The following is a 24,141-nucleotide window of genomic DNA, read 5'->3' as shown; positions in this document are numbered from 1 at the left end:
GGGCTGGACAATCCAGCCCCGCCGGCGTTTGAGGCGCCCCCGGAGGGCATCGGGGCGGCGGCGGCCGGGGCTGGGCAGTGTGGCCTCGCCCGGGGCGGGCTAGCGGGCCGGGGCGTCCGGGGGCGTGGTCGCCAGGCCCATGCCGTAGGCGACCACCGCGGCCTGGGTGCGGTTCTCCAGGCCCAGTTTGGCCAGGGTGCGCGAGACGTACGTCTTCACGCTCGTCCCCGCCAGATGCAGCTCCCGGGCGATCTGCTCGTTCGTCATCCCCATCCCGATCAGCCGCAACACCTTCCGCTCGCTCTCGCTGAGCGAGGCCACCTTGGCGTCGACCCCGTCCACCCGCACCGGAACCCGCCGCATCGCCTGGCGCACCAGGCTGCGCAGCACCTCGGGGGCGAAGACCCGGCCGCCGGTGGCCACCACCTCCAGCGCCGAGAACAGCTCCTCGCAGCGCAGGTCCTTGAGCAGGAACCCGCTCGCCCCGGCCTCCAGCGCCTCCAGCACCTGGCCGTCACCGCTGTAGGTGCTCAGCACCAGCACCCGCGGCGGATCGGCCAGTTCCAAGAGCTTGCGCGTCGCGGCGATGCCGTCGACGTGCGGCATCCGCAGGTCCATCAGGACGATGTCGGGCCGGTGCGAGCGCACTTGGACCAGGGCCTCGGCGCCGTCGACCGCTTCGCCGACCACCTCGAACCCGTCGCCCGACTCGATCATCATCCGCAGACCGGACCGGATGATCGTCTGGTCGTCCACGATTACCACGCGGATGCTCACAGGGCGCGTCCTTCGTTCTCTGTCGGGATGAGGAGGGCGGTCCGGTCCGCCGCGGCCGGCAGCGGGACCACCGCCTGGACCCGGTAGCCGCCACCGGCCACGGGCCCCGCGTCGAAGGAGCCGCCGACCTCGGCGAGCGCGTCGGCCAGCCCGCGCAGCCCCAGCCCGGCCGAGCCGTACCCGGCGCCCGGACCCGGGTGTTCGCAGGTCCGCCCGTTGACGACCTGGAGGGAGACCGTGCCGGGTCCGTACACCAGCCGGACCCGCACCGGCGCCCCCGGCGCGTACTTCGCCGCGTTGGTCAGGGCCTCCCGGCTGACCCGGTACAGCAGGGACTCGCACCGCTGACCGAGGTCGCGCGGGCGGCCCTCGACCGCGTGCGAGGCGTCCATGCCGATGGCCCGCATGTTGCGGGTCAGGCCCTCCAGGAACTCGTTGCAGCTCAGGTGGCCGCGCAGCGGTTCGTCCGGATCGTCGGGCTCGCGCAGCACGTTGATCACCCCGCGCAGCTCCTGCATCACGGTGATCGCGCCGTCCTGGATCGCCCCGAACTCCGCGGCCGCCTCGGGCGTGATCCCCTTGCGCCGCTGCGCGGCTCCCGCCCGCATCACCAGGTAGGTGGCGTGGTGGCCGACCGTGTCGTGGATCTCGAAGGCGAGCTGGGTGCGCTTCTCCAGGATGGCGAAGCGGGCCGCGCTGTCGATCGCGGACTCCGCGCTCGACAGCCGCTCCCGCAGCCGTTCCCGCAGCTCCCGCTGGCGGCGCACGAGGAAGCCGAGCATCGCCGGCACCACGAAGTTGACCGCGGCGACGTACACCTGCCAGCGCGGGTCGTCGACGAAGTCCCCGATCAGCGGACGCGTGCACAGGTAGCCGAGGACGGCCGCGCCGACGACGGCGCCGGGTCGGCGCCGCCCGTACGCCGCCGTCGCGTAGACGGCGGCGATCAGCGCCGTGCCCTCGTCCGACGCCAGGGTCGAGGCGAGGGCGACGGCCACGCACAGCTCGGGCCGGGTGCGCCGCCACATCAGGCTCCCGGCCGCCACCAGCGCGCACGCGGCGCTGGCCCCGTACCCGAGGAAGAGGCCGGTCCCGTGCACGGTGAGCAGGACCAGGCAGCTCGCCGCCCCCACCAGGAGCGCCAGGACCGCGTCCTGGAGGACGCGCTGGCGCGGGGACAGGGGCGTCTCGCAGCGGCCGAGCGCGCGCAGTTTCCGCCGGGCGAGGCGGTAGACGTGAGTGGGCATGCGGGTCACTCCAGGGGAGGTTCTGCCGGTGCGGTCGCCGACCGCCCGGCCGGCAGGTGGACGACGACGGTGGTGCCCCGCCACGACGAGTCGAGGCAGACGCGGGCGCCGAGGTGGGCGGCGAGCCTGCCGATGACGTGCAGTCCGATCTGCTCCGACTCCATCCAGTCGGCGGACGGGGCGCCCTGGAGCAGCACGTTGAGGGCGTCGAGCCGCTCGCGGGGGATGCCGGAGCCCTCGTCGCGGACCCGGACGACGAGCCCCCGCCCGGGCAGCAGCTCGGCGGACACCTCGACCGGTCGCTCCGGCGGGGAGAAGCGGACGGCGTTGTCGATGACCTCGGCCAGCAGGTGCGTCAGCGCGCTGACGTCGTCGGCCGGGACGGTGACGGCGGGCACCGGCTGGTGCACGGCGGCGCGGGTGTACTCGTCCACCTCCGAGGCCGCCGCGCGCAGTACGTCGACCAGCGGTTCGGCGCGCGGGTGGGCGCGGCCCGGCGCGGCGCCGGTCAGCAGCAGCATGTTCTCCCCGTGCCGCCGCATCCGGTTGGCGAGGTGGTCGAGCCGGAAGAAGGCGTCCAGCGCGTCCGGGTCGCCCTCGGCCATCTGGAGCCGGCCGAGCAGGTCGAGCTGTTCGTGGACCAGTACGTGCGAGCGCAGCGACATGGCGGCGAGCCGCTCGTGGACCACGGCGCGCAGCACCACCTGGCGGCAGGTCTGCGTGACGGCCTCGCGCACCACGGCGTCGAAGGCCCGGGTCACGTCCCCGACCTCGTCGGTGGCGCCGAGGTCCACCGGGGTCACGTCCAGGGCCAGGCCCCCGGGGTCGGGGGCGCGCGACACCCGGGCGACCAGGGCGGGCAGTTCGTGCTGGGCCTTGAGCGCCGCCCGGCGCAGCCGCTGGAGGCGGCGCACCAGGCGCCGCGCGACGAACGCCGCCACCCCCGCGGAGACCAGTACGGCGCAGGCCACCAGCGCCACGTGGGCGAGCAGCGCCTCCCAGGCGCGCGCCCGGGCGGTGGCGGCCGCGTGCAGCGACTGCTCCTGCAGGGACGCGGAGACCTCGTGCATCCGGTCCAGGACCCGGGTGGCGCAGGTGCCCCACTCGGCCCGGGCGGGCCGTTTGCCCTCGGCCGCGCGGGCGAGCGGCGCGGCCAGGCAGCCGTCGTCGATCGCGGTGGCGTCCTGCCCGGACGCGCTGCGGGCGTCGGCGGCGGCCCGGAACTCCCGCGCCGCGTAGTGCCGCTGTCCGTCCTGCCGGGCGAGGAAGGCGGTGTCCTTGGCGGACAGGGCCGCGGTGTCGGGGGCCGCGTCGATCAGGGCGCGCTGCGCGGACAGCGCGGCGGTGCCCGCCGCCAGCGCGCGCACGGCCCGGGCCGTGTCGACGGCCCGGGGGGCGGGACCGGTGCCGGGGGCGAAGGCGAGGGCGCCGAGCGCCTCGATGGCTTCGTGGTAGGCGGACACCGCGGTCGGGAGGTCCCCGGAGCGGCCGAGGTCGGCCGCGCGGGCCCGGTCCAGCCCGTCCAGCGCGGTGCGCGCGCGGTCCAGCCGGGGCGCGAGGGCGGCGTCGGCGGCGCCGGGCTCGGCGTCCTCGCGGAACTTCCCGACGGCCCGGTCGGTCTCCAGTCGGCGCTGCCCGACCTGGTCGGTGACCTTGCCCCCGGCCAGGGCGAGTGCGCCCCGCTCGTTCTCCAGGCCGCGGGTGACGGCCGTGGCCGCCAGCGCGACGTAGGCGCGGCGTTCGGTGACGACCGTGTCGTGGTGGTGCGCCGCCGCGTCCCGCACGACGGTCACCGCGAGCCCGAGCGCGAGGCAGAGCGGCAGCAGGAGGACGAGTCCGACCTGGGTGCCCAGCCGCCTGTGGTGCAGTGCGTAGGTGCTCATGGGTCCCAACGTCTTCCGGCGCGGGCTTGGTCCGGCCGTGGTGTGGTGCGGGGGCGCGTCCCACGGTGGCAGCCGATCGGACCGGCGTCCGGCGCCGAACGGCGTCAACCCCGCTCCGATGGTGGACACTCCGGTGCGGTGGGAGTGAACTCCGTATCAGCGTATGCACCGGTGGATGGACCTTCGGCCGACTAAAGGCCTAGGGACATCGGCCGAAGGTCGCAGGTCGGGGCGGGCGTGCCGGAGGTAAGGGGCGTGGGCGGCGACCGAGCCTCACGGGCTACGGAGCCTCACGTGTCACGCACCACGCGCCACGCACCACGGGTCACGCTCCACGCGCCACGGTCACGCGTCACGCGTCACGGGAAGAGCATGCGGGCCGCCTCGACCCGGTTGTGCGCGCCGAGGCGGGTGAGGATCTCGCTGACGTGCGTCTTCACCGTGGCCACCCGCAGGTGCAGCCGGTCGGCGATCGCCGCGTTGGACAGACCGGTGGAGAGCAGCTCCAGCACCTCGCGCTGACGGTCGGTCAACGCCTCCGACACGGCCGCCGACGGCCGCCGCGCCGCCGGTGGCCGGTGGGCGACGAGGGAGAGGACGTACGCGGTCATCTCCGCGGAGAAGAACGCCTGACCCGCGGCCACGTACCGCACCGCCCGCCCGAGGTCCTTGTCCAGCGCGCCCACGGCCAGCACCCCCGACGCGCCGGCCGCCACCGCGTCCGCCACGATGCGCGGGCCCGGCGGGCCGACGAGCACCACCTCCGGACCGCCCGGCCCCCGCCGCAACTCCCGGGTGAGGGCGAACCCGTCGACGCGCGCGTCGGCGTACACCACGACGACGTCCGGCAGCAGCACCCGGATCCGCTCGCGCGCGCTCGCCTCGTCCCAGGCCTCCCCGATCGGGTTGACGTCGGCGGCCCGGCGCAGCTCGTCGCGCAGCACCGCGCGCAGTTCGTGATCGCCGCTGACCGGCAAGGCCGTGATCATCGCGTGCTGCTCCGAACGGGGGGAGGGGCGGGGGAAGGGCGGGGGGAGGGGAACCGGGACGAGCGGGCCGGAGGTTACGTTGGCCGTACGCCGTGACCGTCTGGAGCCTGCTGTTGCCGATCAAAGTGCTGGTCATCGAGGACAACGTCATCACCGCGGCGGGTCTGGAGCAGATCATCGGCTCCGCCGGGGACATGGAGGTGGTGGGCGTCGCCCGCGATGCGGCAGCGGCCGTGGTCGAGGCGGCACGGACCCGGCCGGACGTCGCCCTCGTCGACCTGGTCCTGCCCGACGAGGACGGACTCGTGGTCGCCCGGCGGCTGCTGGAGGCGCCCCGGCCGCCGCGGGTGCTCGTCATGACGGCCTTCCACGACGAGTCCCGGGTGCGCGAGGCACTCGACCTCGGGGTGTCCGGCTTCCTGCTGAAGGACCTCGCGGTCGACGACCTGTTGGAAGCCGTCCGCGCGGCCCGCGCCGGGCACTCGGTGCTGCACCCGGTGGTGACCCGGAGCCTGCTCGACTCCCTGCGCGCGGACACCTCCGCCTCGGCCGAGGACCTCGACCTCCTCGCCACCCTCACGGACCGCGAGCGTTCCGTACTGCGCCTGCTCGCGCTCGGGCTGACCAACGCGGCCATCGGCGAACGGCTCGGCGTCACCGAGGCGACGGTCAAGAACCACGTGGCCCAGCTCTTCGGCAAGCTCGGCCTGACCGGCCGGGTGCAGCTCGCCCGTTTCGTCAACCGGCTGGGTCCGCAGGACATGTGACCCCGCCGCCCCGCCCGCCTCCCCGCCCGGCGTCCGCGCCGCCGGGCGGTGCGGTACGGCGGCGCGCACCGCGAAGCCGTCGCCCGCCGGTCCGGCCGTGAAGGTGCCGCCCAGCAGCCGCACCCGCTCGGCCAGCCCGGCCAGTCCGTTGCCACCGCCGGGCAGGGTGCGCGCGGGCAGGCGCACGCCACCGCTGTCGCGCACCTCCACCCGGAGCCCCTCGACGTCGCAGTCGACCCGGACCGTCACCGCCGCGCCCACCGCGTGCTTCGTCGCGTTCGTCAGCGACTCCTGGATCACGCGGTACGCCGCCAGCTGGAGCGGTGTGGGCAGCACCTCCGCGTGCCCCTCCTGACGCAGGGTCACGTCCAGGCCGCCCCGCCGCGCGTGGTCGACCAGCTCCGGGATGCGCTCGGCCGGACAGGCCAGGTTGGCGGCCGTGACGAGGTGCAGCGCCTCCCGCAGCTCCTCCAGGGCCCGCTGCCCGCTCTCCCGGATCCGGTCGACGGTCCGCACGGCCGCGGGGGGCAGGACGGCGCGCGAGGTGGCGTCGAGCGCGTTCGCGGCCAGCACGATGTCGCTCACCCGGTGGGCCACGATGTCGTGCAGGTCGCGGGCGACCCGGGACCGCTCCCGCGCCTCGGCCCGCTCCACCAGCCGGGCCTGGGCCCGCTCCAGCTCCGCGGTGCGCTCGCGGGCCGCCGCGGCGGCCCGCTCGCGCCGACCCCAGGTGCGCCCCGCCCACAACGGGCCCAGGGCGAGCGCGAGGGCCACGAGCGCCTGCCGCACGTCGAAGGAACCGGGGTCGAGCGGGCCCGAGGAGCCGTCGGGGGGACGCCCGTAGACCGCGACGCCGACCGCGACCGCCACCAGGGAGCCGGTCACGGCGAGGGCGGCCAGTACGCGTCGATCGCGGACCCGGACGCCGGCCGCGTACAGGGCCACGGCGAGGACGAGCGGGGTGTCGGCCAGCAGGTGCCCCAGCATGGCGAGCACGGCGTAGAGGACCGGGCGGGCCGCGTGGCGGACCATCACGACGACGAGCAGGACGCACAGCACGACCACGACGGCCGGCCGGTCGGAGAGCACGAGCCCGCCGGGCATGTGGCCCAGCCAGTTCCATGCGCTCCAGAGGGCCACCGCGGGCGCTATGCACCGGCACGCGTGCGGCAGGGACCGTATTTCGGCCGGGCTCTTGAGCATTGTCAGAATTAGAGCAGACCGGGTCTGTTCGCAAAGGGGCCATTGGCCTCTTCGCGGCCGGGACGAAAGTCCCGAAGAGGCGTTCTTTCGAGTTTCGCGCGCAGGACCTACGGCTGCATCGGGAGATAGCCGAGGTGCTCTTCCCAGGTGAGGAGGAGCTCCCCGGGGATGATCGAATCCATCGTGGGGTCGCCCAGGTCAGCGACGGTCCGGTCGTACACGGGGGTGTCGCCCGACCAGCTGGACGGGTAATGGTTCGCGGAATGAGAACGGCGCTGGTTTTCCACGGAGATGACCCTCTCGTCTTCCCGGCGGCAGTGGAGTGACGGGAATTCACCCGCCGGGCCCGCACGGGCTGAAGCGTGTCTTCGGTCCGTACGATACCGCTGATTCGCCGGGCAAATGCCTGTTGCGGGCGCTCCGCTATTGACATTCCGTCACATGTGCTTTTCCCGCTGTCGATTTAAGGAGTTTTAAGGTTCTTTTGGATCACCGATAAGGGAGGGCCGGTGAGACTGGGCGCATGGACAAAGGGGGTGCGGCCGGAGGCGAACGGGCCGAGGAGACGACGCTGGTGCTCGACACCGTCCGACTGCGCAGCCGCCGGCGGCCCCCCGGGTCGCGGCTCCCGCGCCGGGCGCTCGCCCTCGCGGCCGCGGTGGTCGCGGCCCTCGTCCTCCTCGCCGTCGCCCTCGGCAGCGACGGTTTCCGCGCGCTCACCGACCCGGCCCGCCCGGGCACCGGCGCCCCCCGCGCCGCCGCCGGGAGCGCGGAGAGCGCCGGGTCCGCGGCCCCGGCGTCCCCGGAGCCCGATCACGCCGCCGCGCACCCGGACCGGTCCGCCGCCCCGGCGCGGTCGACCGGACCGGCGGCGCCGCCGCCCTCCGGGGGAACGCCGTCAGGTCCGGGCCCGGGCTCGGGAGCGGACACCCTCGGCCCGGGCGACGCGGGGGAACCGGTCACGCGGATGCAGCGCATGCTCCACTCGATCGGCATGTACCACGGCCACCGGTTCGGGTCCTACGACGAGGACACGGCGGCGGCGGTGCGCGCCTTCCAGCAGTGGTCCACCGTCGCGGCGGCCGTCGCCGCCGATCCCCCCGGCCGCTACGGCCCGGCCACCCGCACCGCTTTGGAGCGGGTCGCGCCCTGACGAACCTCTTGCCGCTTCGATGGAACCGATTTGTCGCTGTATCGATCTCTACCTGCGAGATCCGTTCGAGACCACGTTCGAGATCCTTCAGTCTGCACCGGAGATCCGAGTGAAACACCGTTCCGCCACGCTCTGCGCGGCCCTCGTCCTGTCCGCCGTCGCCGCGCTGTCCGGCTGCTCCAGCGATGGCGACCCCGTCTCCTTCGCCCCGAAGGAGTCCGCGGCGAAGCCGGGGGAGACCAAGGCCGCCAGCGACGTACGGATGCCGACCAACCCGCGCGAGTGGACGACGCAGCGGGAACTGCCCGACGGGACCCGCGTGGTGCGCACCGACCTGACCGGGCCGAAGTCCGGCTTCACCGGTCGGGTGTGGGCCTGGGTGCCGAAGCAGTACGGCAAGCCCGAGTACAAGGACAGCGCCTTCCCGGTGCTGATGGCGCTGCCCGGCGCGGTGGGCTACCCGACGAACTACTTCTTCTCCAAGGAGTTCCGCCTCCAGGAGCGGATAGGGGAAGCCGCCGACAAGGGCGAGAGCCTGCCCTTCATCGTGGTCATGCCGGTGCTGAACGCCAACAAGGACACCTACTACGACGGCAGCGACATACCGGGGCAGCCCAAGATGGGCACCTGGATCTCGGACGACGTCCCGGACCTGGTGCGGGAGAACTTCCGCACCTACGCCGACCCCAAGGGCTGGGGCTTCTTCGGCTCCTCCTCCGGCGGCTACGTGGGCATGAAGATGGTGCTCCAGTACCCCGAGCGGTTCAGCGTGGCGATCGCAGGCGGCCCCGACGCGGCCCCCGACTCGCCGCTGTGGAACGGCCACCCGAAGGAGAAGCAGGAGAACAGCCCGGCCTGGCTGGCCGAGCAGCTGATCAAGAAGAGCGGCGGCGCGGGCGGCCCGTCGAGCAGCCCGTCGAGCAGCGCCAAGGCGGGCTCGAAGGCCAGCCCCAAGAGCACGCCCAAGAGCAGCCCCTCGCCCTCCACGTCGACCGGCCCCACCACCGGCCACAAGGTGTCGATCTCCTTCCTCATGGGCACCAAGGAGCCCAAGGCGGAGGTCGCGGCGCTCGACAAGCTCCGCCAGGAGATCACCAAGGGCCCGATAGAGACCAAGGTGACGTCCTTCGAGGGCGGCCACGACGGCTACAAGTACACGGACACCCTCTTCGCCGGTGACCTGAAGTGGATGAGCGACCGGATGCGCGGCCCGGTCGCCGCGAAGTGACCGTGCGCAGGGGGAGGGACGTGCCGATGACGACCACGACCACGACCACGACCACGACCACGATCGCGACCACGATCGAGGCCACGTCTGTCGACCGGGGGTCCGTGAAGACCCGGCGCGCCCTGGTGGCGCTGGCGGCGACCGCACTCGTGGCGTGCGCGGGCGTCGTACCCGCGCACGCGAGCACCCCGTGGGCGCCGCGGACCCCCGCGCCGTCGACGACACCGGCGCCCGGGGCGTCCGGCGCGGCCTCCGGTGCGCCCGGCGGTGCGGCGGCGCGCAAGGAGCCCCCGGCGCAGATGTCGAAGGTGGGCGGTGAGCGGCTCGGCAGCCCCGGGGACCAGGTGGGCGCGGGCGCCCCGAACCTGCCGGCGGGGCTCTCCGCGCTGTCCTGGGTGGTGGCCGACGCGGACACCGGCCAGGTCCTCGGGGCGCGCAACGCCCACTGGCAGCTCCCCCCGGCCAGCACCTTGAAGATGCTCTTCGCCGACACGGTGCTTCCGGCGGTCCCGCACACCGGCAGCCGTACGGTGACCCCCGAGGACCTCAAGGGGATGGGCGACGGCAGCAGCGCGGTCGGCATCGTGCCCGGGGGCACCTACCAAGTGCCGGACCTGTGGCGCGGGGTGTTCCTGCGCTCGGGCAACGACGCCGTCCACGTGCTCGCGGCGATGAACGGCGGCGTCGAGAAGACCGTCGCCGACATGCAGCGGCGCGCCAAGGAACTGGGCGCCGGCGACACGACCGTGCGCAGCCCCGACGGCTACGACGCCCCGGGCCAGGTCTCCTCGGCGTACGACCTCACGCTCTTCCTGCGGCAGGGCTTGAAGGACAAGGACTTCAAGGAGTACTGCTCGACCGCCTCGGCGCAGTTCCCGGGCGGGCCCGCCGGACCCGGCAAGGACAAGCCCTTCGGGATCAGCAACACCAACCGCATGCTGTCCGGCGCCGACGGGGTGGCCCCGTACGCGGGCCTGATCGGCGGCAAGAACGGCTACACCACGAACGCGGGCAACACCCTCGCCGAAGCGGCCCAGCGCGACGGGCACACCATCGTGGTGACCGTGATGAACCCCCAGGACAACAAGCGCGACCAGGTCTACACCGAGATGCGCGCACTCCTCGACTGGGGCTTCGCGGCGGCGGGCAAGGCCACCCCGGTCGGCACCCTCGACCAGGCCGCGGCGGACGGCGGCGCGAAGGGCGGGTCGGCGGGAGCCGCCGGCTCGGCCGCCTCCGCCGCCGGATCCGACTCCGGTCCGGGCGCGCTGGGTTGGAGCGCGATCGGCGTCGGGGCGGCGGCCGTGGCGGGCGGCTCGGGCTGGTTGCTCGTGCGTCGGCGCCGCCGCGCGCAGGGCTGAGGGCGTCGGGAAGTCAAGAGGAAGAGGGCCCGTCGGAGGCGCTCCCGGAAGAGAATGGCCATAAGGCCGATATTCCGTGTGATCCGTTCCTCCGGCGGGCCGCTGGGCCTCGGGGTTTCGTACAAATGCAGAGCGCTGGTCAGCGGAAAGAGGAATTCGGGCCAGAAATCCGTCCTCCCCGATCACCAAGGGGTCGCTGTTATGGTCCTCCTTGACATTCCCGCGTCACGTACCCGAGGGCTCCTGCCGTGAAGATCATTGCCATTGCGACGCAGAAGGGGGGCGTCGGCAAGACCAGTTCCACCGTCAACATCGGTGCCGCACTGGCCTTGGCGGGGCAACGCGTGCTCGTCGTGGACCTGGACCCCCAGGCCCAGGCGGGCTCGGCGCTGGGGCTCAACCTCTCCAGCCAGGACCAGCTCGCCCGCTCGCTCGGCTGGGTGATCCAGGCCGCGCTCCAGGGCATGCGCACGGACCTGCCGGCCGTCTGGTTCGACCGCAGCGAGCTCGTCGCCGGTTTCGAGGGCGCGGGCAGCCTGCACCTGCTGGCCAGCGAGGAATCGACGATGACCGCCGCCCAGGACCTGATCCACAAGGCCGGCTACCCGGCCACTCCGGTGCTCCGGCGGATGCTGCGGGACGTGGCGGACGCCTTCGACTTCGTCGTCATCGACACCCCGCCCGCCGTCTCCTCCATGGCGGCGACCGCGCTGGCGGCGGCCGACTACGTACTGACCGTGTGCGTGCCGGAGTACCCCGCGCTCAAGGGCGCGGCGGCCACGCGGGGCACGGTGCGCTACGTCAAGGGGCGCACCGACGGGGAGTGCGACCCCGTGTACCTCGGGGCGATCGTCAACCGGTCGAACCCGCCGTCCAAGTGGCGGGCGCAGGAGGTCGACACCCGCAACGGCATGCTGGACGCCGACCTCGCGCCCTTCCCCGCCGACATACGGCTGGACAACCGGATCAGCGACTCCTTCGCCTTCGGGGTCCCGGCGGTGGTCCGCTTCGCCGGCCACGCCCCGGGCCGCATGTACGGCGAGCTGATGTGCCAGGTCCTCACCCGCATGCGTCAGCCGCGGACGGAATGGGACACCCCGGAGCGCATCAGGGCTTGAAGTCCATCGGGCGGAAGTTGAAGAGCTGGTTCCATCCGTTGTTCCACGGATAGACGATCATCTTCTCGTTGGTGCGCCCGCCCGGCACGTCGAGGACCCCGTGGTGCTCGCCGGTGGAGGAGAAATTGTCGACCACCCAGGCGCTCCAGCCGTTGCCGTGCGCTTCCTTCAAGCTCCAACGGTCGCTGGAATTCCCGCAGGTGGTGGCGACGAGACCGTACTTGTCCCCGGCCCAATAGGAATTCAGGCACTTCCCCGCCTGCGACCCGGTGGTGATCGTCAACAGGTAGCGGTTCGCCTGGTCGGTGGGGAGGAACATCATCCCGTCCGGCCGCTGGTCCCGGTAGAGCCTCGACATCGGGTCGTAGCCGTTGAAGGCGACCGCGGGGCGGTCGGCGGGCACGGGATTGCCCTGCACGTGGAGCGCGCCCTCGTGGCCCTGGGTCGGATCCACGTGGTAGGCGGGGGTGTTGACGAAATCGCAGCCCAGGCTCTTGGCCTCGGCGTAGAGGATGACGTACGCGAGGCTGCCGCCGAGGCTGGGATTGATCGGCAGCCCGATCCGGTCCATCGCCTTCTTCAAATAAGCGCAGCGCTCGGAATTCCCCGGGTTCTCCCGGGTCTGCGCCGCCGCCGGAGCGGTGCCGGCGAGGGGAACGGCGAGTGCGATCGCCGCCGCCGTCGCCAGAGACATGATGCCGTTCTTCATTGCGCCTCCGATTCGGTTGCCCACCGAAAAGGCTATGGCGCGAATTTACCTGTCCCTTAGGGCCGTTGGTCCCGGTGTGCGGCCCCCACAGGTCCCGATGTCGGAGCCGGGGGCCGCCGCAAGCGCGTCAGAGCTGGTACTGGCCGACGGTGATGAAGTACCGCAATTCCTCCGGCGTGCCGCCCAGGGCCGTCTCGGCCGCGGCGCGCAGCCCGGCGCTGATGCCCGGCCGCGCCAGGAACCGCGCGACCGCGACGCGGTCGTCCTCGGCCCGAGCGAGGCGCAGCCCGGTCTCCAGGAAGGCGGCCCGGTCGGCGGGGGTGCCGTCGAGGGCCTTGTTGGCTTCGCGCTTGACGCCCTTGCCGGTGGTGGGGTCGGCGAGGAGCTTGGCGATGGCGGCCGCGTTCTCGGTGTCGGAGCCGACCACCGCGCTCGCGGAAGCCTGCGCGGTGACCGGCGCGGCCGCGGCGAGGGACGGGGTGGCGAGCAGGAGGGCCGGAGCCAGGGCGGCGACGGACAGGGCGAGTGCGGGTCGAGTCAGTTTCATGGTTCCCCCCAAGATCTGATGCCGCCGATGACCGACGGCATAGATGATCTTGGCGAGTCGATCCACCGCGAACAATTCCGAGTTCCGGCAAGCAACCGGCCTCGAATATGGAGAGGTGTGCACGGTGTGGCGAACCGTGCTCCGGCGCTACGGAGCCGAGCGAGGCCGCATTTTCCAGCCCCGCCGGCGTTTGAGGCGCCCCCGGAGGGGAGGTCGAAGGACCGGCAGGCTAGCCCGGCAGGAGGAAGAAGCGGCCCAGGTGGTCGCGGGCGGTGTCGTCCAGGAGGGGGGCGACGTCGGCGGCCAGGACGGCGGTGGCGTAGGTGATCCGGCCGGTGTCGAGGGCCGCGTCGGCGAGGACCACCAGCGAGGTCTGCTCGTCGACCGGGGCCATGCAGAGGTGGTGGTCGCGCATGGTGATCACCGAGGCGGCCACCCAGCCGCTGTCGTAGGCGTGCGAGGCGGCCTTGGTCAGGGACATCAGGCTCGCGGCGAGGGCGGCGAGCCGCTCCGCGTCCGCCTTGTCGGTCGCCGCGTCCGTGCACAGCACGAGCCCGCCCGCGGACAGCAGCACGGCCCGCTCGACGCCGGGGGTGCCGGCGCACCGCTCGTGGATCGCGCGGGTGATGGCGGCGGCCCGTTGGTCGGCCGACCGCACGGGAGGCGACTGCATGGGGGCTGACTGCATGGGAGGTGCTCCTGGAAGGGGGGAGGGTACGGGCGGGGGTCAGCCGGCGGCGGCCAGGGCGGGGGTCGCGGGGGCGGCGAGCCTGCGTTCCAGGGCGTGTTCCACCATCCGGATCAGCAGTTCCTTCACCGCGTCGCGCCGCCGCGCGTCGGTCGGCAGCACCGGCACGTCGTCGCGGATCCGCAGCGCCCCGCGCACCTGCGCCGGGCTGAAGGGCTGGTGCCCGCCGAAGCCGTTGAGCGCCACGATGAAGGGGACGCCGTTCTCCTCGAAGTAGTCCACCGCGGGGAAGGAGTCGGCCAGTCGGCGGCTGTCGACCAGGACGATCGCCCCGATCGCGCCGGTCACCACGTCGTCCCACAGGAACCAGAACCGGTCCTGGCCGGGCGTACCGAACAGGTACAGGGCGAGCGAGTCCTCCAGGGTGACCCGGCCGAAGTCCATGGCCACCGTGGTCGTGCGCTTGTCGGGGGCTCCGCTGAGGTCGTCCACGCCCTCCGAGGCGGCCGTCAGGACGGCCTCCGTGCGCAGCGGCGCGATCTCGGAGATGCTGCCGATCAGGGTGGTCTTGCCGACGCCGAAGCCACCGGCCACGACGATCTTCGCGGACGACCGGGCGCCGGGCGGTCCCGCCGTCGCGGGCGGCTGGTGCTGCTCAGATGCTGTGTAGTCCACTGAGGACCCTTTCGATCAACGTGGTGGACGGTGCGTCACCCGTGGGCTCGGTGACGGAGACCAACCCCATGCCGGACAGGTCCGACAACAGGACGCGGGCCACCCCGATCGGCAGGTGCAGGAGGGCGGACACCTCGGCCACCGAGGTGGGCCGGACGCACAGCGCCAGGATGCGGTCGTGCTCCGGGTGCCCGGTGGCGCCCGGCCACGGGCTGGGCACGGTCTGCACCAGGGCCTCCAGCGGCAGCGCGAACAGGGTCACCGTCCGGCCCGCCGTGATGGCGTACGGGCGGGGGGCGATCGGCGCGGGCGCGGGCGCGGGCGAAGGGGGAGCGGAGGGTCTGAGGGGATCAGTCGGCGACGGCGGCATGGTCCCTCAAGGTGGAGCGGAGTTCGGGCGTCAGGACGTGGCCGACGCGGCGCACCAGGCGGGTCATCTCGTAGCCGAGGACGGCGCGGTCGGTGCCCGCGTGGGCCGCCACCGCCAGCAGCGAACCGTCCGAGACGGTGACCACGGCCAGCACGCCGTGCTGCATCTCCAGCACGGTCCGGCTCACCGGCCCCGAGCCGTGCAACCCCGACGCCGCGCCCGCCAGCGCGGCCAACCCGCTGGCGATGGGCGCGACCAGCGCCGGAGCCGGTGACCGCACGGAGGTCGACCGGGCGAGCAGCAGCCCGTCGGCCGACACCACGGCGACGTCGAAGACACCGGGCAGGTCGCTCAGGAACTTCTGGAGCACCCACCGGAACTCCCGTACCCGCTCGGTGCCCGCTGGTGCGAGCAGGTCCTCGGCGGGAGCCGCCTCGATCGCGAACGGACTCATCGGTTCTCCTCCTGCTGCTGCGGACCGGCGTCGGCGGAACGCTCCGTCCCGGCCGGACCGGCGTGGGCGATGCCCTCGTACAGCCCGCTCATCCGGCGCCGGATCTCCTCCGGGTCGGGCAGCGGACCGGTGCCCGCGCCGCCGCCGGTGGTGCCGGGGCGGACGGCCGGGGCGGGGGTGGCGGCGGGGACCGGGTTGCCGGGGGCGGTGATGCTCCCGGCGCGCGGTCGACGCCGGCGCACGGGCAGTCCCGCGCTGGTCGACTCGTGGGCCGGACCGCCCTGCGCGCCGCGTTCCAGGTACTGGGCGGGTGAGGGCGCCTGGGCCTGGGCTTGGTTCTGGCCCTGGGCCTGGTTCTGTGCCTGGTCCTGGGCCGGGTACGCGGCCGTCGGCAGCGGACCGCCCACTCCGGGACCGCCCACTCCGGGACCGCCCACCCCCGGACCGCCCAACGCGCGGAACGTCAGGGTCGGGTGGTCGCTGCCCGGGCGCCGGACGTCGGCGGCCTTCGCGGCGCGGGCTCCGGCCGGTCGGTTCGGGGCCGGGGCCGGGGCCGGGCCCGTGGGCGTGGGCGAGGTCGCGGGCACGGCCCGGCCGCGGATCACGGGCCGTGCGGCGGGTGCCTGCGCCGTGGGCGACGCCTGGGCGGGCCGCTGACCGGCGGGCGACTGCCCGGCGTGCGACCGCCCACCGGAGATCGCACCGGTGGACAACTGACCGGGGGACGACGGAGTCGTGGGCAACTGGCCGGTGGGCAACTGGCCGGTGGGCAACGGGCCCGTGGGCAACTGCCCGGGGGACGGCTGCTCCGCGCCCGGCTGGTCCTGTCGTACGAGCAGGGACTCGGGCAGCACCAGGGCGGCGACCAGCCCGGCCGGAGTGTTGGCGTACAGCCGGACGTCCACCGCGTGCTTGCGCGCCAGGGCGCCGACGACGTACAGGCCCATCGACTCGCTCAGGTTGTTCCGACGCCCGGCCTGCTGGCGCAGTACGTCGTCCGCCGTGGCCAGCTGCTCGGCGCTCATGCCGATGCCCTGGTCGCGGATCTCCAGCAGCAGTCGGCCGTCGGGCATCCGCTGGCCGCTGACCACGACCCAGGTGTCGGGGCTGGAGAAGGAGGCGGCGTTGTCCAGCAGTTCGGCGACGAGGTGCACGAGGTCGTCGGCGGCGTAGCCGACCACGCCGAGTGGCGGGACCGCCCGGTAGGTCACCCGCTGGTACTCCTCGATCTCCGAGGCCGCGGTCCGTACGACGGCCAGCAGTTCGGTCGTCTCGCGCCGCTCGGCGGTGATCTCCGCGCCCGCGAGCACCAGCAGGTTCTCGCTGTTGCGGCGGATCTGGGTCGCCAGGTGGTCCAGGTGGAACAGGCGGGCCAGCCCGTCGGGGGAGTGCTCGGCGCCCTCCAGCTCGGTGATGACGGCCAGTTGCCGCTGCACCAGGCCCTGGTTGCGCCGGGAGAGGTTCTGGAAGAGCTGGTTGACCTCCTCGCGCATCGCGGCCTGCTGCCGGGCGAGGCCGACCGCTTCGAGGTAGACGCGGTCGAAGGCGCGGCCGACGTCACCGATCTCGTCACGGGTCCGCGGCGCCAGCACCTTGCCCTCCAGGGCGGCCGGCAGCGGGCTCCCCGCGTTCAGGTGGCGGGTCACCTCCGGCAGGTGCTCGTCGGCCACCGAGACCGCGGACCGGCGCAGCCAGCCCAGACCGCGCACCAGGTGCCGGGAGGTGGCGAGCACCAGCAGGGTCGCCAGCAGCAGGACCACCACGGCGATCACGAGGTCGGTCACGACCTGGTCGTGCGCGGTCTCCTTCTGCGCCGCCGCCTCCGCCAGGACCCGCTGCTCGACCTTCTCCTGGAGCTGCGTCAGCTCGCCGTCGGCCCGGGTCAGGTCCTCGTACCAGGTCTTGGGCAGGCCCACCTTGGCGACGGTCAGCTGACCGGTCGCGGCGCTGACGCTGAGCTTCTGGAGGGAGGCCGACAGCGCGAGGGCCCGGTCGGAGCCGAGGATCCGCTGGAATTCGGCGGCCTCCGCGGGCTGCGCGTAGAGACCGAACTCCATGGCGGTGATGTCGCGCACGAGCTGCGCGGAGACGATGTTGCCCAGCTGACCGGTGGTGAGCACCCCTGTGGTGGTGGCGCTGGAGAGCACCGAACGCTGGCTGGTGACCATCGCCTTGTTCAGGGCGATCGTGTAGAGGGTCCAGCCCGCGCCGCGGGCCTGTTCGCCGATCCCGCCGACCTGGTTGTAGAGACTGGCGATCGAGACGATGACCCCGCCGTAACCGTGCTCGACCTGGGCGGGGTCGGCGCTGCCCGAATCCGAGAGCTTGCGCAGGTCGACGAGGGAGTCCACGCCCGCGGTGGTCACCTTGCGCTGGCGTTCCATGCCGGTGTGTCCGGGGAGTCGGCCGATTTCCTGGAGGAACCGGTGCGCCTGGGCGTCGGTTTCCGCGCGTCCCTTTTCGTCCCCGGCCTTCTTCCCGCCTTCGCGGGTGGATGCCTGCGGGTCGACGGCCAGGTCCCGTTCCCGGGCCAGCGCGGCGATCAGCTTGGTGCCGGTGCGGCTGGTCTTCGCGATCTGCTCCGTGCCCGCGTACGTGTCGGCGACGTCGAGCGCGTCCTTGATGCGCAGCCCGGCGAAGCCCATGGCCGCCAGCAGCGGGACGAGTACGACGATCAGCATGCGGGTCGGGACGCGGAGGTCGGCGAGCACGCGCCTCTGCCAGGGCAGCGGCGGCCGGGTGCCTGCTGGGATCACGGGAGACCTGTTTCCGGAGTTCGGGATGCGGAGTTCGAGGGTCGGGGTGCGCCGCATGCGCGTCGTGTTGAGGCTTGCGCATGCAACGGCACAGGACACCTGCCTTTGGCCCCTTTACCGAAGGACCAAAGTCCCCAATATGAAGAAGGTTGGAACCGATCTCCATTTCGGGTGATTCGCCGATCATCGTCAATTCATCCCGGCGAAAGCAATCTGACGATGCTTAAGTCAATTTAAGAATTCGTTACGTCGATCCTAAGTCGTAACAGGTGACAATGTGATCATGAACTCGACGGCGGAACTTCACGGAGCACCGGTGGACGCAATGCAGCAGGAGAATCGGCGCACCGTTCTCGTCGCGGACCCCGAACCCGCCTTCCGTGCCGGGCTGCGCCGCGTCCTGGAGGAGGAACTGGGCCGCTACGACGTGGTCGCCGAAGCGGGCACCCCGGCCGAGGTGACGCGGCTGCTGCGCAGCACGGAACCCGAACTCGTGGTCATGGACCTCGCCCTGGCCCGCTCCCTGGGCCTGCGCGCGGACCGGCTCGGCGGACTCCTGCCGCGCCCGCCCAAGGTCGTCCTGCTCACCGGGGGCGGCGGCCACGAGGGGCTCGACGAAGCGCTGGACGCGGGCGCCCGCGGCTTCGTCACGCGCGACCTGGACGCCGGACTGCTGGGCGCGGTGCTGTGTCACGTCCTCGCCGACGGCTGCGCCATCGCCCCCGAGGTGTTCGGCGGGCTCATGCACCGACCGTCCGCCTGCCAGGCCCAGTTCGCCCGCGCCCACCACCGGGTCCGGCTGCTCAACGACAGCGAGCGGCACGTACTGCGGCTGCTGGGGCACGGATTCGAGAACGCGCAGATCGCCGAGGAACTCCACCTCTCCCGGGCCAGCGTGAAGACGTACGTCTCCCGGCTGCTCGGCAAACTGCACCTGGACAACCGGACGCAGGCCGCCCTGGTCGCCAACGAGACCGGGTTGGCGGGGCGGGCCGAGCCCGTGAGTATCCTGTCCTAACAGCATGTATCCATATATGTAGGGACAAAGGGCGGTGGTGGGCGATGGCCGACCGGTCCGAGGAATCCGCGACGATGGTCCTGGACGTCGGCGGGCTCGCCAGCCGTCGACGGCGCTCCCGGGCGGCCCGCTGGCGCGCCCCGCTCTGCGCGGCCGGCGCCCTGGTGGTGCTCGGCGGCGGTGCGCTCTTCCTGGCGAGCGGGGGCGGCGGGCTGACGGCCTCGGCGGACCGGGGCGCGGGCGCCCCCGATGGACCCCTGCGCCAGGACCTGGGCCCCGCCGCCGCGACGGGTTCGACCGGCGGCCGGAGCCCGGATTCCGCCTCCCACGGCGCCGGTTCACCCTCGACGGGACCCGACGGCAGCCCGGTCCCGCAGGGCAGCGCCGGAGCGGCGGGCGCGTCCGGCGCCTCCGGTTCCGCGTCGCCGCAGGGCCCCGGCCAGGACGGCCACCGCCCGGGCGTCGACCCGGACCCGCACTCCCCGAACCCGCCCGCACCGCCCGTACCGCCGCCCCCGTCACCTTCCGACGACAGCCTGCGCCCGGGTGACAGCGGGTCCGATGTGCGCAAGCTCCAGCAGCGGCTGTACGGCCAGGGGTTCACGTACGTCGGCGTCAACGGCGTGTACGACGACCAGACCCGGCGCGGTGTCGCACAGCTCCAGAGCGACCGCGGGCTGACGGGCGACCCGTCGGGCGTCTACGGGCCGCACACCAGGGCGGCGTTCGGCCTGGGCTGACGGCCGCCGCCCCGCACGCCACCCGCCCCGCACGCCACCCGCCCCCGCGCCGCACGCCACCCGCCCCGCGCCGTCACCCGTCCCCGCGCCGTCACTCGCCCAGCAGGTCCAGCTCGTGCGCGAGGACCGCGGCCTGGGTGCGGTTGTCGAGCTCCAACTTCTGCAGCAGGCGGGAGACGCGCGCCTTGATGCTGGAGACGGACAGGAAGAGCCGGTCCGCGATCTGGGCGTTGCTCAGGCCCGCCCCGACGAGCGTGAGGACGTGCTGCTCGGCGTCGTTCAGCCGGCCCAGCAGTTCCGCACGGCGCTGCGCGGGCACGGCCGCGCCGGTGCTCCGCGTCGCCTTCGTCATCAAGTAGCCGAGCAGGTCGGGCGAGACGAGCGTGCCGCCGTGCATGACCGAGTCCATGGCGCGGTGCAGCTCGCCGCGGCAGATGTTCTTGGTCACGAAGGCGCTCGCGCCCGCCTCCAACGCCTCCAGCGCCCGGTCGTCCACGCCGAAGGTGGTCATGACGATGACCCGTGGCGGGTGCTGCGCGCGCATCAGCCGCCGGGTCGCCTCCACCCCGTCGACCCGTGGCATCCGCAGGTCCACCAGGGCCAGGGCGACCTCGTGTTCGCGGGCCCGGGCGACCGCCTCCATGCCGTCCTCGGCCTCGGCCACGACCGTGTATCCCGGCAGGGAGTCGACGATGCAGGTGAGTCCCGACCGGGTGATCGGCTGATCGTCGACGATGAGGACGCCTACGTCTGGACCCATGGGAGCCGTTCCTTCTGTTGAGCGGATGTGCGGACATTCCGACCAACTGTTATCAGGCCGGGGCGTATTCGGCGAGAGCAGTCAGCAAGATCATGTGACCTCCATCACGCTTTAGGTCCACTTAAGGAACTTAAGGACTGAAAGTCGTAAATGTCTGAAACATCAGCTTTTGACGTCAAGATCGCGTGTGATGGATGGTCGATCCGTCCCCCTCCCATGCCGCCCGTTCGAACGGGAGTTCCTTCATGCGCGCCTCCACCGCCCTCGCCACCGCCGTCGCCGCGGTCGCCACCGGCACCCTCGTCCTCCTCCCCGCCGCCACGGCCACCGCGGCCGTCGCGGCCCCACCGGTCTGTGCGCAGGGCGCCGCCGGACCGCTCGGAGTGGCGGGCACCTTCGCGGAGTTCGTCGAGGGCGACGCCGTCCGCTACGCCGACTCCGAGGGAGCCGTGGCCGTCGGCGGCAACGCCGCCTTCGGCGACGCCGCGACCGGCCAGGGCTTCTCGGTGGGCGCCAAGCTCACCGCCGCCGACCTGGCGGCCCTGCCCGGCGGCAAGTCCCTCGTCGTCGGCGGCGAACTGACGGCCAACCAGGTCGTCATCGGCAAGGGCGCGGGCGTCTACGGCTCGCTCAAGGACGCCAGCCGGCCCGGCGGCTTCGCCATCGACGGCAAGCACGCCAAGGGCTCCTCGCCCGTGGACTTCGGCAAGGCCTTCGCCCAACTGCGCGCGGGCTCGACCTCCTGGGCGGCGTTGAAGGTGACAGGGTCGGTGACCCGGCCCGAGGGCTCCAAGTCCCTGCTGCTGACCGGCGGGGACGCGAAGCTGAACGTCTTCACCGTGGACGCCGCCGAGCTCCAGAAGGCCGACCGGATCGCCCTGAAGGTCCCCGCCGGATCGAGCACGATCGTCAACGTGCTCGGCGCCGGCTACGACATGTCCGCGGGCTCCCTGCACGGGGTCGAGCTGTGGGACCCGCAGGCCGGGAAGTTCGTCACGGACGACTACGCCGCCGGCTCCCAGCAGTTCAAGGACATCCGCTCCCGCCTGCTGTGGAACTTCCCGCAGGCCACCTCGGTGAAGAAGAACCACACCTCCTGGCCCGGCACCATCCTGGCCCCGAACGCCGCCGTCCAGCTCGGCTCCAAGGGCTCCGGGGGCGCCGGACAGACGGGCCCGGGCCACGTCAACGGCTCGGTCATCGCCAAGCGGCTCACCTCCGTCCCCGGCGCCGAGACCCACCAGATGACCTTCCGCGGCTGCCTGCCCGGCACGGGCGGCGGCGGCAGCGGCCAGCCGATCCCGCCCGCCCCGAAGCCGAGCCCGACCAGCACCACCCTGCCGCCCGCCCCCAAGCCCACCCCCTCCAAGCCCGCCACCCCGAAGCCGGGCGCGGAGCCCTCGGGCTCGACGCCCTCCGGCTCCGCCCCGCCGTCGGCCCAGCCGTCCGCCAAGCCCGACGGCTCGCTCGCCACCACCGGCGGCGGGGTCGACTCCACGATCGTGCTCGGCGCGGTCGGCGCCCTCCTCGTCGGCGGCGCCTGCCTGACCACGGCCGCCCTGCGCCGCCGCGCGGGCCGCCGCTGACCCGGCAGGCCCCGAACCACCCCCCCACCCCGGGTGCCCGCCCCCACGCACGGGCACCCGGGCCCGTACCCCCACGCGGGCCACACCCCACCCCCCACATCCGAAAGCGAATCCGTCCATGCGCAAGCGCACCCTGATAGGCCTGGCCACCGGCGTTGCCGCCGCGGGACTCCTCGTCCCCGTGACCGTCTACGCCACCGACGCCTTCACCAACACCGCGTCCTCCGCCCAGGCGGTCAAGGTCGGTTACGAACCCACCAGCAACGCCTGGTGGCTCAGCGGCCACGTCACGATCCCCGTCACCGGGCCCGGCTGGACGCTGGAGTTCGAGGCCCCCGAGGGCCTGGCCCCGCAGGTCTACAACGGCAAGACCACCGTGACCGGCACCCACGTCAAGGTCGTCGCCGACGCCTATCAGGGCGGCGAGTTCACCTTCGGCGTCGACCTGGCCAACAAGCACACCTCCTACGAGTTGAAGGACTTCAAGCTCAACGGCGAGCGCATCGACGTACAGGGCGGCTCCTGGAAGCTGGGCGACGGCGGCTCCAAGCCGCCGGTCCCGCCCACCCCGACCCCGCCCACCCCCGGCCCCACCGACCCGACGAAGCCGCCGGTGCCTCCGACGCCGCCCACCCCGGACCCGGGCGGCGCCCTGTTGCCCGGCGAGAGCTCGGTCTCGGACAAGGCGCTCAAGCTGAGCGCCGAGTTCAAGGACTGGGGCACCTCCGGCCAGCTCGACTTCACGATCACCAACACCGGGACCAAGGACATCGCCTCCTGGTCCGCCCTCTACGGCCTGGAGGCGTGGCTGCTGCCGGGCGACTCGTGGGGCGACGGGAACGTCGCCGTCCAGAAGGAGCTGAAGCGGCTCCAGATCACCGGCAAGGGCGCCCTGAAGGCGGGCGCCTCGGCGAAGGTCTCCGTGGCCACCAGCCAGCCCGGCCCCGACGGCCGCCCCCCGGTCGACGCGGGCAAGCCCGCCGCCGCCTGGCGCGGCGCGAGCCCCTTCATCGACGCCGCCGCCTACCCGGTGCCCGACCTCGCGCGGATCTCCAAGGACACCGGCGTCAAGCAGTTCGTCCTCGGCTTCATCGTGGGCGACAGCCAGGGCAAGGGGCTGCCGCGCTGGGGCAGCGACGCGATCACCCCGAGCCAGCACCTGGCCAAGTCGATCGCCGAGCTGCGCGCCGCGGGCGGCGACGTGGCGATCTCCTTCGGCGGCGAGAACGGCCACGAGCTGGCGGTGGACCACAAGTCCGCCCAGGAGCTGGCCAAGACCTACCAGGGCGTCATCGACCGCTACCGCATCAACAAGATCGACTTCGACGTCGAGGGTTCGATCCAGACCAACGCGGCCGCCAACAAGCGGCGCGCCGAGGCGCTGAAGATCCTCCAGGACAACGCCCGCAAGAAGGGCGCCCCGCTGCACGTGTCGCTGACGCTGCCGAGCCTGGCGACCGGACTGGTCCAGGACGGCAAGAACGTCCTGAAGTCCTTCACGGACGCCGGTGCGCAGCCCGACGTGGTCAACGTCATGGCCATGATGATGGGTCAGTCCGTGCCGGACATGGGCAAGTACGGCGACGCCGTCATCACGGCGGGCGAGGGCCTGCACAAGCAGCTCAAGGAGTTCTTCCCGAACAAGTCCGAGGCCGAGCTGTGGCGGATGGTCGGCATCACGCCGAACATCGGCAAGAACAACGGCGACGGAGGCCAGGGCGTCGGCGACAAGGGCGTCGTCACGGTCGCCGACATGAACAAGATCCAGAAGTTCGCCGCCGAGAAGAACATCGGCATGCTCTCGATGTGGTCCGTCGGCCGCGACCAGCAGTGCGCGAACGGCGCCGTCCAGTTCGACAGCGGGTGCAGCGGGGCCAAGCAGCAGAAGTTCGACTTCTCCAAGGCCGTCTCCCAGTACAAGAAGGAGTGGCAGATCGGCAAGTGAGCGCCCACCGCGGCTGACCGGGGGCCCGGGCGGGGTGGCGGTGGGCGCAGTCAACCTTCGCCGCCCGCCGTCCACCCGCGCCGACAGCCCGGGCGGTCGGCATCTTCCTAGGGTCGAACCGGGCCGGGTGCCGGCCCGCGGCCCGCGGGGCGGTACTCCCACCGCCC

21 protein-coding genes and 1 pseudogene are annotated in these 24,141 nt (G+C 73.0%); 9 read left to right on the top strand and 13 right to left on the bottom strand.

Annotated features, from left to right (window positions below; translation table 11 throughout):
• Positions 1-99: 99 nt before the first annotated feature.
• From ACFWAR_RS35830 to ACFWAR_RS35815, 4 genes are all read right to left on the bottom strand, one after another.
• On the bottom strand, positions 100-777 hold the full coding sequence (locus tag ACFWAR_RS35830) for a response regulator (RefSeq protein ID WP_385786754.1): 678 nt from the start codon (positions 775-777) through the stop codon (positions 100-102).
• A complete protein-coding gene (locus ACFWAR_RS35825; protein ID WP_385786752.1) occupies positions 774-2,024 on the bottom strand; it encodes a sensor histidine kinase in 1,251 nt (416 codons plus the stop codon). The genes ACFWAR_RS35830 and ACFWAR_RS35825 overlap by 4 nt, the downstream gene beginning before the upstream one ends.
• Positions 2,025-2,029: 5 nt before the next feature.
• Entirely contained in the window at positions 2,030-3,907 is a 1,878-nt protein-coding gene (locus ACFWAR_RS35820; RefSeq protein WP_385786749.1) for a nitrate- and nitrite sensing domain-containing protein, read from the bottom strand.
• Between the two features lie 359 nt (positions 3,908-4,266).
• Positions 4,267-4,896 carry a DNA-binding response regulator gene (locus ACFWAR_RS35815; RefSeq protein WP_385786746.1) on the bottom strand — a complete coding sequence of 210 codons (630 nt, stop codon included), beginning with the start codon at positions 4,894-4,896 and terminating at the stop codon, positions 4,267-4,269.
• A 92-nt stretch (positions 4,897-4,988) separates the two neighbouring features.
• On the opposite strand from ACFWAR_RS35815, the gene ACFWAR_RS35810 reads away from it, so the two are divergent.
• The gene (locus tag ACFWAR_RS35810) at positions 4,989-5,663 is read left to right on the top strand and encodes a response regulator (protein WP_385786760.1); all 675 of its coding nucleotides are present in this window, start codon (positions 4,989-4,991) and stop codon (positions 5,661-5,663) included.
• Positions 5,664-5,726: 63 nt separating this feature from the next.
• Here the strand turns inward: ACFWAR_RS35810 and ACFWAR_RS35805 are convergent.
• Positions 5,727-6,650 (bottom strand): annotated as a pseudogene (locus tag ACFWAR_RS35805) (sensor histidine kinase); the annotation flags it as partial.
• A 739-nt stretch (positions 6,651-7,389) separates the two neighbouring features.
• On the opposite strand from ACFWAR_RS35805, the gene ACFWAR_RS35800 reads away from it, so the two are divergent.
• The 4 genes from ACFWAR_RS35800 (at position 7,390) to ACFWAR_RS35785 (ending at position 11,726) form a co-directional block, all read left to right on the top strand.
• A complete protein-coding gene (locus tag ACFWAR_RS35800; protein WP_385786743.1) occupies positions 7,390-8,019 on the top strand; it encodes a peptidoglycan-binding protein in 630 nt (209 codons plus the stop codon).
• A 109-nt stretch (positions 8,020-8,128) separates the two neighbouring features.
• On the top strand, positions 8,129-9,247 hold the full coding sequence (locus tag ACFWAR_RS35795; protein ID WP_385786740.1) for an alpha/beta hydrolase: 1,119 nt from the start codon (positions 8,129-8,131) through the stop codon (positions 9,245-9,247).
• A 26-nt stretch (positions 9,248-9,273) separates the two neighbouring features.
• Positions 9,274-10,608: a D-alanyl-D-alanine carboxypeptidase family protein gene (locus ACFWAR_RS35790; RefSeq protein ID WP_385786737.1), complete on the top strand. Its 1,335-nt coding sequence runs from the start codon at positions 9,274-9,276 to the stop codon at positions 10,606-10,608.
• A 248-nt stretch (positions 10,609-10,856) separates the two neighbouring features.
• Positions 10,857-11,726, top strand: coding sequence for a ParA family protein (locus ACFWAR_RS35785; protein ID WP_385786734.1), 870 nt, complete (start codon positions 10,857-10,859; stop codon positions 11,724-11,726).
• On the opposite strand, the gene ACFWAR_RS35780 is transcribed toward ACFWAR_RS35785, so the two are convergent.
• From ACFWAR_RS35780 to ACFWAR_RS35750, 7 genes are all read right to left on the bottom strand, one after another.
• On the bottom strand, positions 11,716-12,420 hold the full coding sequence (locus tag ACFWAR_RS35780; RefSeq protein ID WP_385786732.1) for an RICIN domain-containing protein: 705 nt from the start codon (positions 12,418-12,420) through the stop codon (positions 11,716-11,718). The genes ACFWAR_RS35785 and ACFWAR_RS35780 overlap by 11 nt on opposite strands.
• 142 nt (positions 12,421-12,562) lie before the next feature.
• Positions 12,563-12,982 (bottom strand): ALF repeat-containing protein, encoded by a 420-nt coding sequence (locus ACFWAR_RS35775; RefSeq protein ID WP_385786729.1) that lies wholly within the window; start codon positions 12,980-12,982, stop codon positions 12,563-12,565.
• Positions 12,983-13,211: 229 nt separating this feature from the next.
• Positions 13,212-13,670: a roadblock/LC7 domain-containing protein gene (locus ACFWAR_RS35770; RefSeq protein WP_385786726.1), complete on the bottom strand. Its 459-nt coding sequence runs from the start codon at positions 13,668-13,670 to the stop codon at positions 13,212-13,214.
• A 39-nt stretch (positions 13,671-13,709) separates the two neighbouring features.
• The gene (locus ACFWAR_RS35765) at positions 13,710-14,345 is read right to left on the bottom strand and encodes an ATP/GTP-binding protein (protein WP_385786724.1); all 636 of its coding nucleotides are present in this window, start codon (positions 14,343-14,345) and stop codon (positions 13,710-13,712) included.
• Complete coding sequence (locus ACFWAR_RS35760; protein ID WP_385786722.1) at positions 14,326-14,607, bottom strand: DUF742 domain-containing protein; 282 nt, start codon at positions 14,605-14,607, stop codon at positions 14,326-14,328. Before ACFWAR_RS35760 ends, ACFWAR_RS35765 begins: the two co-directional genes overlap by 20 nt.
• A gap of 88 nt (positions 14,608-14,695) precedes the next feature.
• Positions 14,696-15,169, bottom strand: coding sequence for a roadblock/LC7 domain-containing protein (locus tag ACFWAR_RS35755; protein ID WP_385786719.1), 474 nt, complete (start codon positions 15,167-15,169; stop codon positions 14,696-14,698).
• Positions 15,166-17,925, bottom strand: a complete 2,760-nt coding sequence (locus tag ACFWAR_RS35750) for a nitrate- and nitrite sensing domain-containing protein (RefSeq protein WP_385786716.1) — start codon at positions 17,923-17,925, stop codon at positions 15,166-15,168. The genes ACFWAR_RS35755 and ACFWAR_RS35750 overlap by 4 nt, the downstream gene beginning before the upstream one ends.
• Before the next feature lie 325 nt (positions 17,926-18,250).
• Here ACFWAR_RS35750 and ACFWAR_RS35745 point away from each other — a divergent pair, with 325 nt between their 5' ends.
• Positions 18,251-18,943: a response regulator transcription factor gene (locus tag ACFWAR_RS35745; protein WP_385786757.1), complete on the top strand. Its 693-nt coding sequence runs from the start codon at positions 18,251-18,253 to the stop codon at positions 18,941-18,943.
• A 44-nt stretch (positions 18,944-18,987) separates the two neighbouring features.
• Positions 18,988-19,683: a peptidoglycan-binding protein gene (locus ACFWAR_RS35740; RefSeq protein ID WP_385786714.1), complete on the top strand. Its 696-nt coding sequence runs from the start codon at positions 18,988-18,990 to the stop codon at positions 19,681-19,683.
• Positions 19,684-19,774: 91 nt separating this feature from the next.
• Here ACFWAR_RS35740 and ACFWAR_RS35735 read toward each other — a convergent pair whose 3' ends face one another.
• Positions 19,775-20,443, bottom strand: coding sequence for a response regulator (locus ACFWAR_RS35735; RefSeq protein WP_385786711.1), 669 nt, complete (start codon positions 20,441-20,443; stop codon positions 19,775-19,777).
• Positions 20,444-20,688: 245 nt separating this feature from the next.
• Between ACFWAR_RS35735 and ACFWAR_RS35730 the strand changes: the two genes are divergently transcribed.
• Both ACFWAR_RS35730 and ACFWAR_RS35725 read left to right on the top strand, forming a co-directional pair.
• Complete coding sequence (locus ACFWAR_RS35730; RefSeq protein ID WP_385786708.1) at positions 20,689-22,029, top strand: choice-of-anchor A family protein; 1,341 nt, start codon at positions 20,689-20,691, stop codon at positions 22,027-22,029.
• A 118-nt stretch (positions 22,030-22,147) separates the two neighbouring features.
• On the top strand, positions 22,148-23,974 hold the full coding sequence (locus ACFWAR_RS35725) for a chitinase (RefSeq protein WP_385786706.1): 1,827 nt from the start codon (positions 22,148-22,150) through the stop codon (positions 23,972-23,974).
• Positions 23,975-24,141 lie beyond the last annotated feature (167 nt).

It is taken from the genome of Streptomyces sp. NPDC059917, assembly GCF_042730635.1.
Taxonomy (GTDB): Bacteria; Actinomycetota; Actinomycetes; order Streptomycetales; family Streptomycetaceae; genus Streptomyces.
The sequence above is the reverse complement of the archived record's forward strand: the minus strand, read 5'-3'. Positions and strand labels throughout refer to the sequence as shown.

What these genes read in the sequence shown, in the direction of transcription:
- ACFWAR_RS35825 (WP_385786752.1), bottom strand. Translation starts at nt 2,024, where the DNA reads ATGCCCACTCACGTCTACCGCCTCGCCCGGCGGAAACTGCGCGCGCTC.
- ACFWAR_RS35820 (WP_385786749.1), bottom strand. Translation starts at nt 3,907, where the DNA reads ATGAGCACCTACGCACTGCACCACAGGCGGCTGGGCACCCAGGTCGGA.
- ACFWAR_RS35815 (WP_385786746.1), bottom strand. Translation starts at nt 4,896, where the DNA reads ATGATCACGGCCTTGCCGGTCAGCGGCGATCACGAACTGCGCGCGGTG.
- ACFWAR_RS35800 (WP_385786743.1), top strand. Translation starts at nt 7,390, where the DNA reads ATGGACAAAGGGGGTGCGGCCGGAGGCGAACGGGCCGAGGAGACGACG.
- ACFWAR_RS35790 (WP_385786737.1), top strand. Translation starts at nt 9,274, where the DNA reads ATGACGACCACGACCACGACCACGACCACGACCACGATCGCGACCACG.
- ACFWAR_RS35780 (WP_385786732.1), bottom strand. Translation starts at nt 12,420, where the DNA reads ATGTCTCTGGCGACGGCGGCGGCGATCGCACTCGCCGTTCCCCTCGCC.
- ACFWAR_RS35775 (WP_385786729.1), bottom strand. Translation starts at nt 12,982, where the DNA reads ATGAAACTGACTCGACCCGCACTCGCCCTGTCCGTCGCCGCCCTGGCT.
- ACFWAR_RS35770 (WP_385786726.1), bottom strand. Translation starts at nt 13,670, where the DNA reads ATGCAGTCAGCCCCCATGCAGTCGCCTCCCGTGCGGTCGGCCGACCAA.
- ACFWAR_RS35755 (WP_385786719.1), bottom strand. Translation starts at nt 15,169, where the DNA reads ATGAGTCCGTTCGCGATCGAGGCGGCTCCCGCCGAGGACCTGCTCGCA.
- ACFWAR_RS35745 (WP_385786757.1), top strand. Translation starts at nt 18,251, where the DNA reads ATGCAGCAGGAGAATCGGCGCACCGTTCTCGTCGCGGACCCCGAACCC.
- ACFWAR_RS35740 (WP_385786714.1), top strand. Translation starts at nt 18,988, where the DNA reads ATGGCCGACCGGTCCGAGGAATCCGCGACGATGGTCCTGGACGTCGGC.
- ACFWAR_RS35735 (WP_385786711.1), bottom strand. Translation starts at nt 20,443, where the DNA reads ATGGGTCCAGACGTAGGCGTCCTCATCGTCGACGATCAGCCGATCACC.
- ACFWAR_RS35730 (WP_385786708.1), top strand. Translation starts at nt 20,689, where the DNA reads ATGCGCGCCTCCACCGCCCTCGCCACCGCCGTCGCCGCGGTCGCCACC.
- ACFWAR_RS35725 (WP_385786706.1), top strand. Translation starts at nt 22,148, where the DNA reads ATGCGCAAGCGCACCCTGATAGGCCTGGCCACCGGCGTTGCCGCCGCG.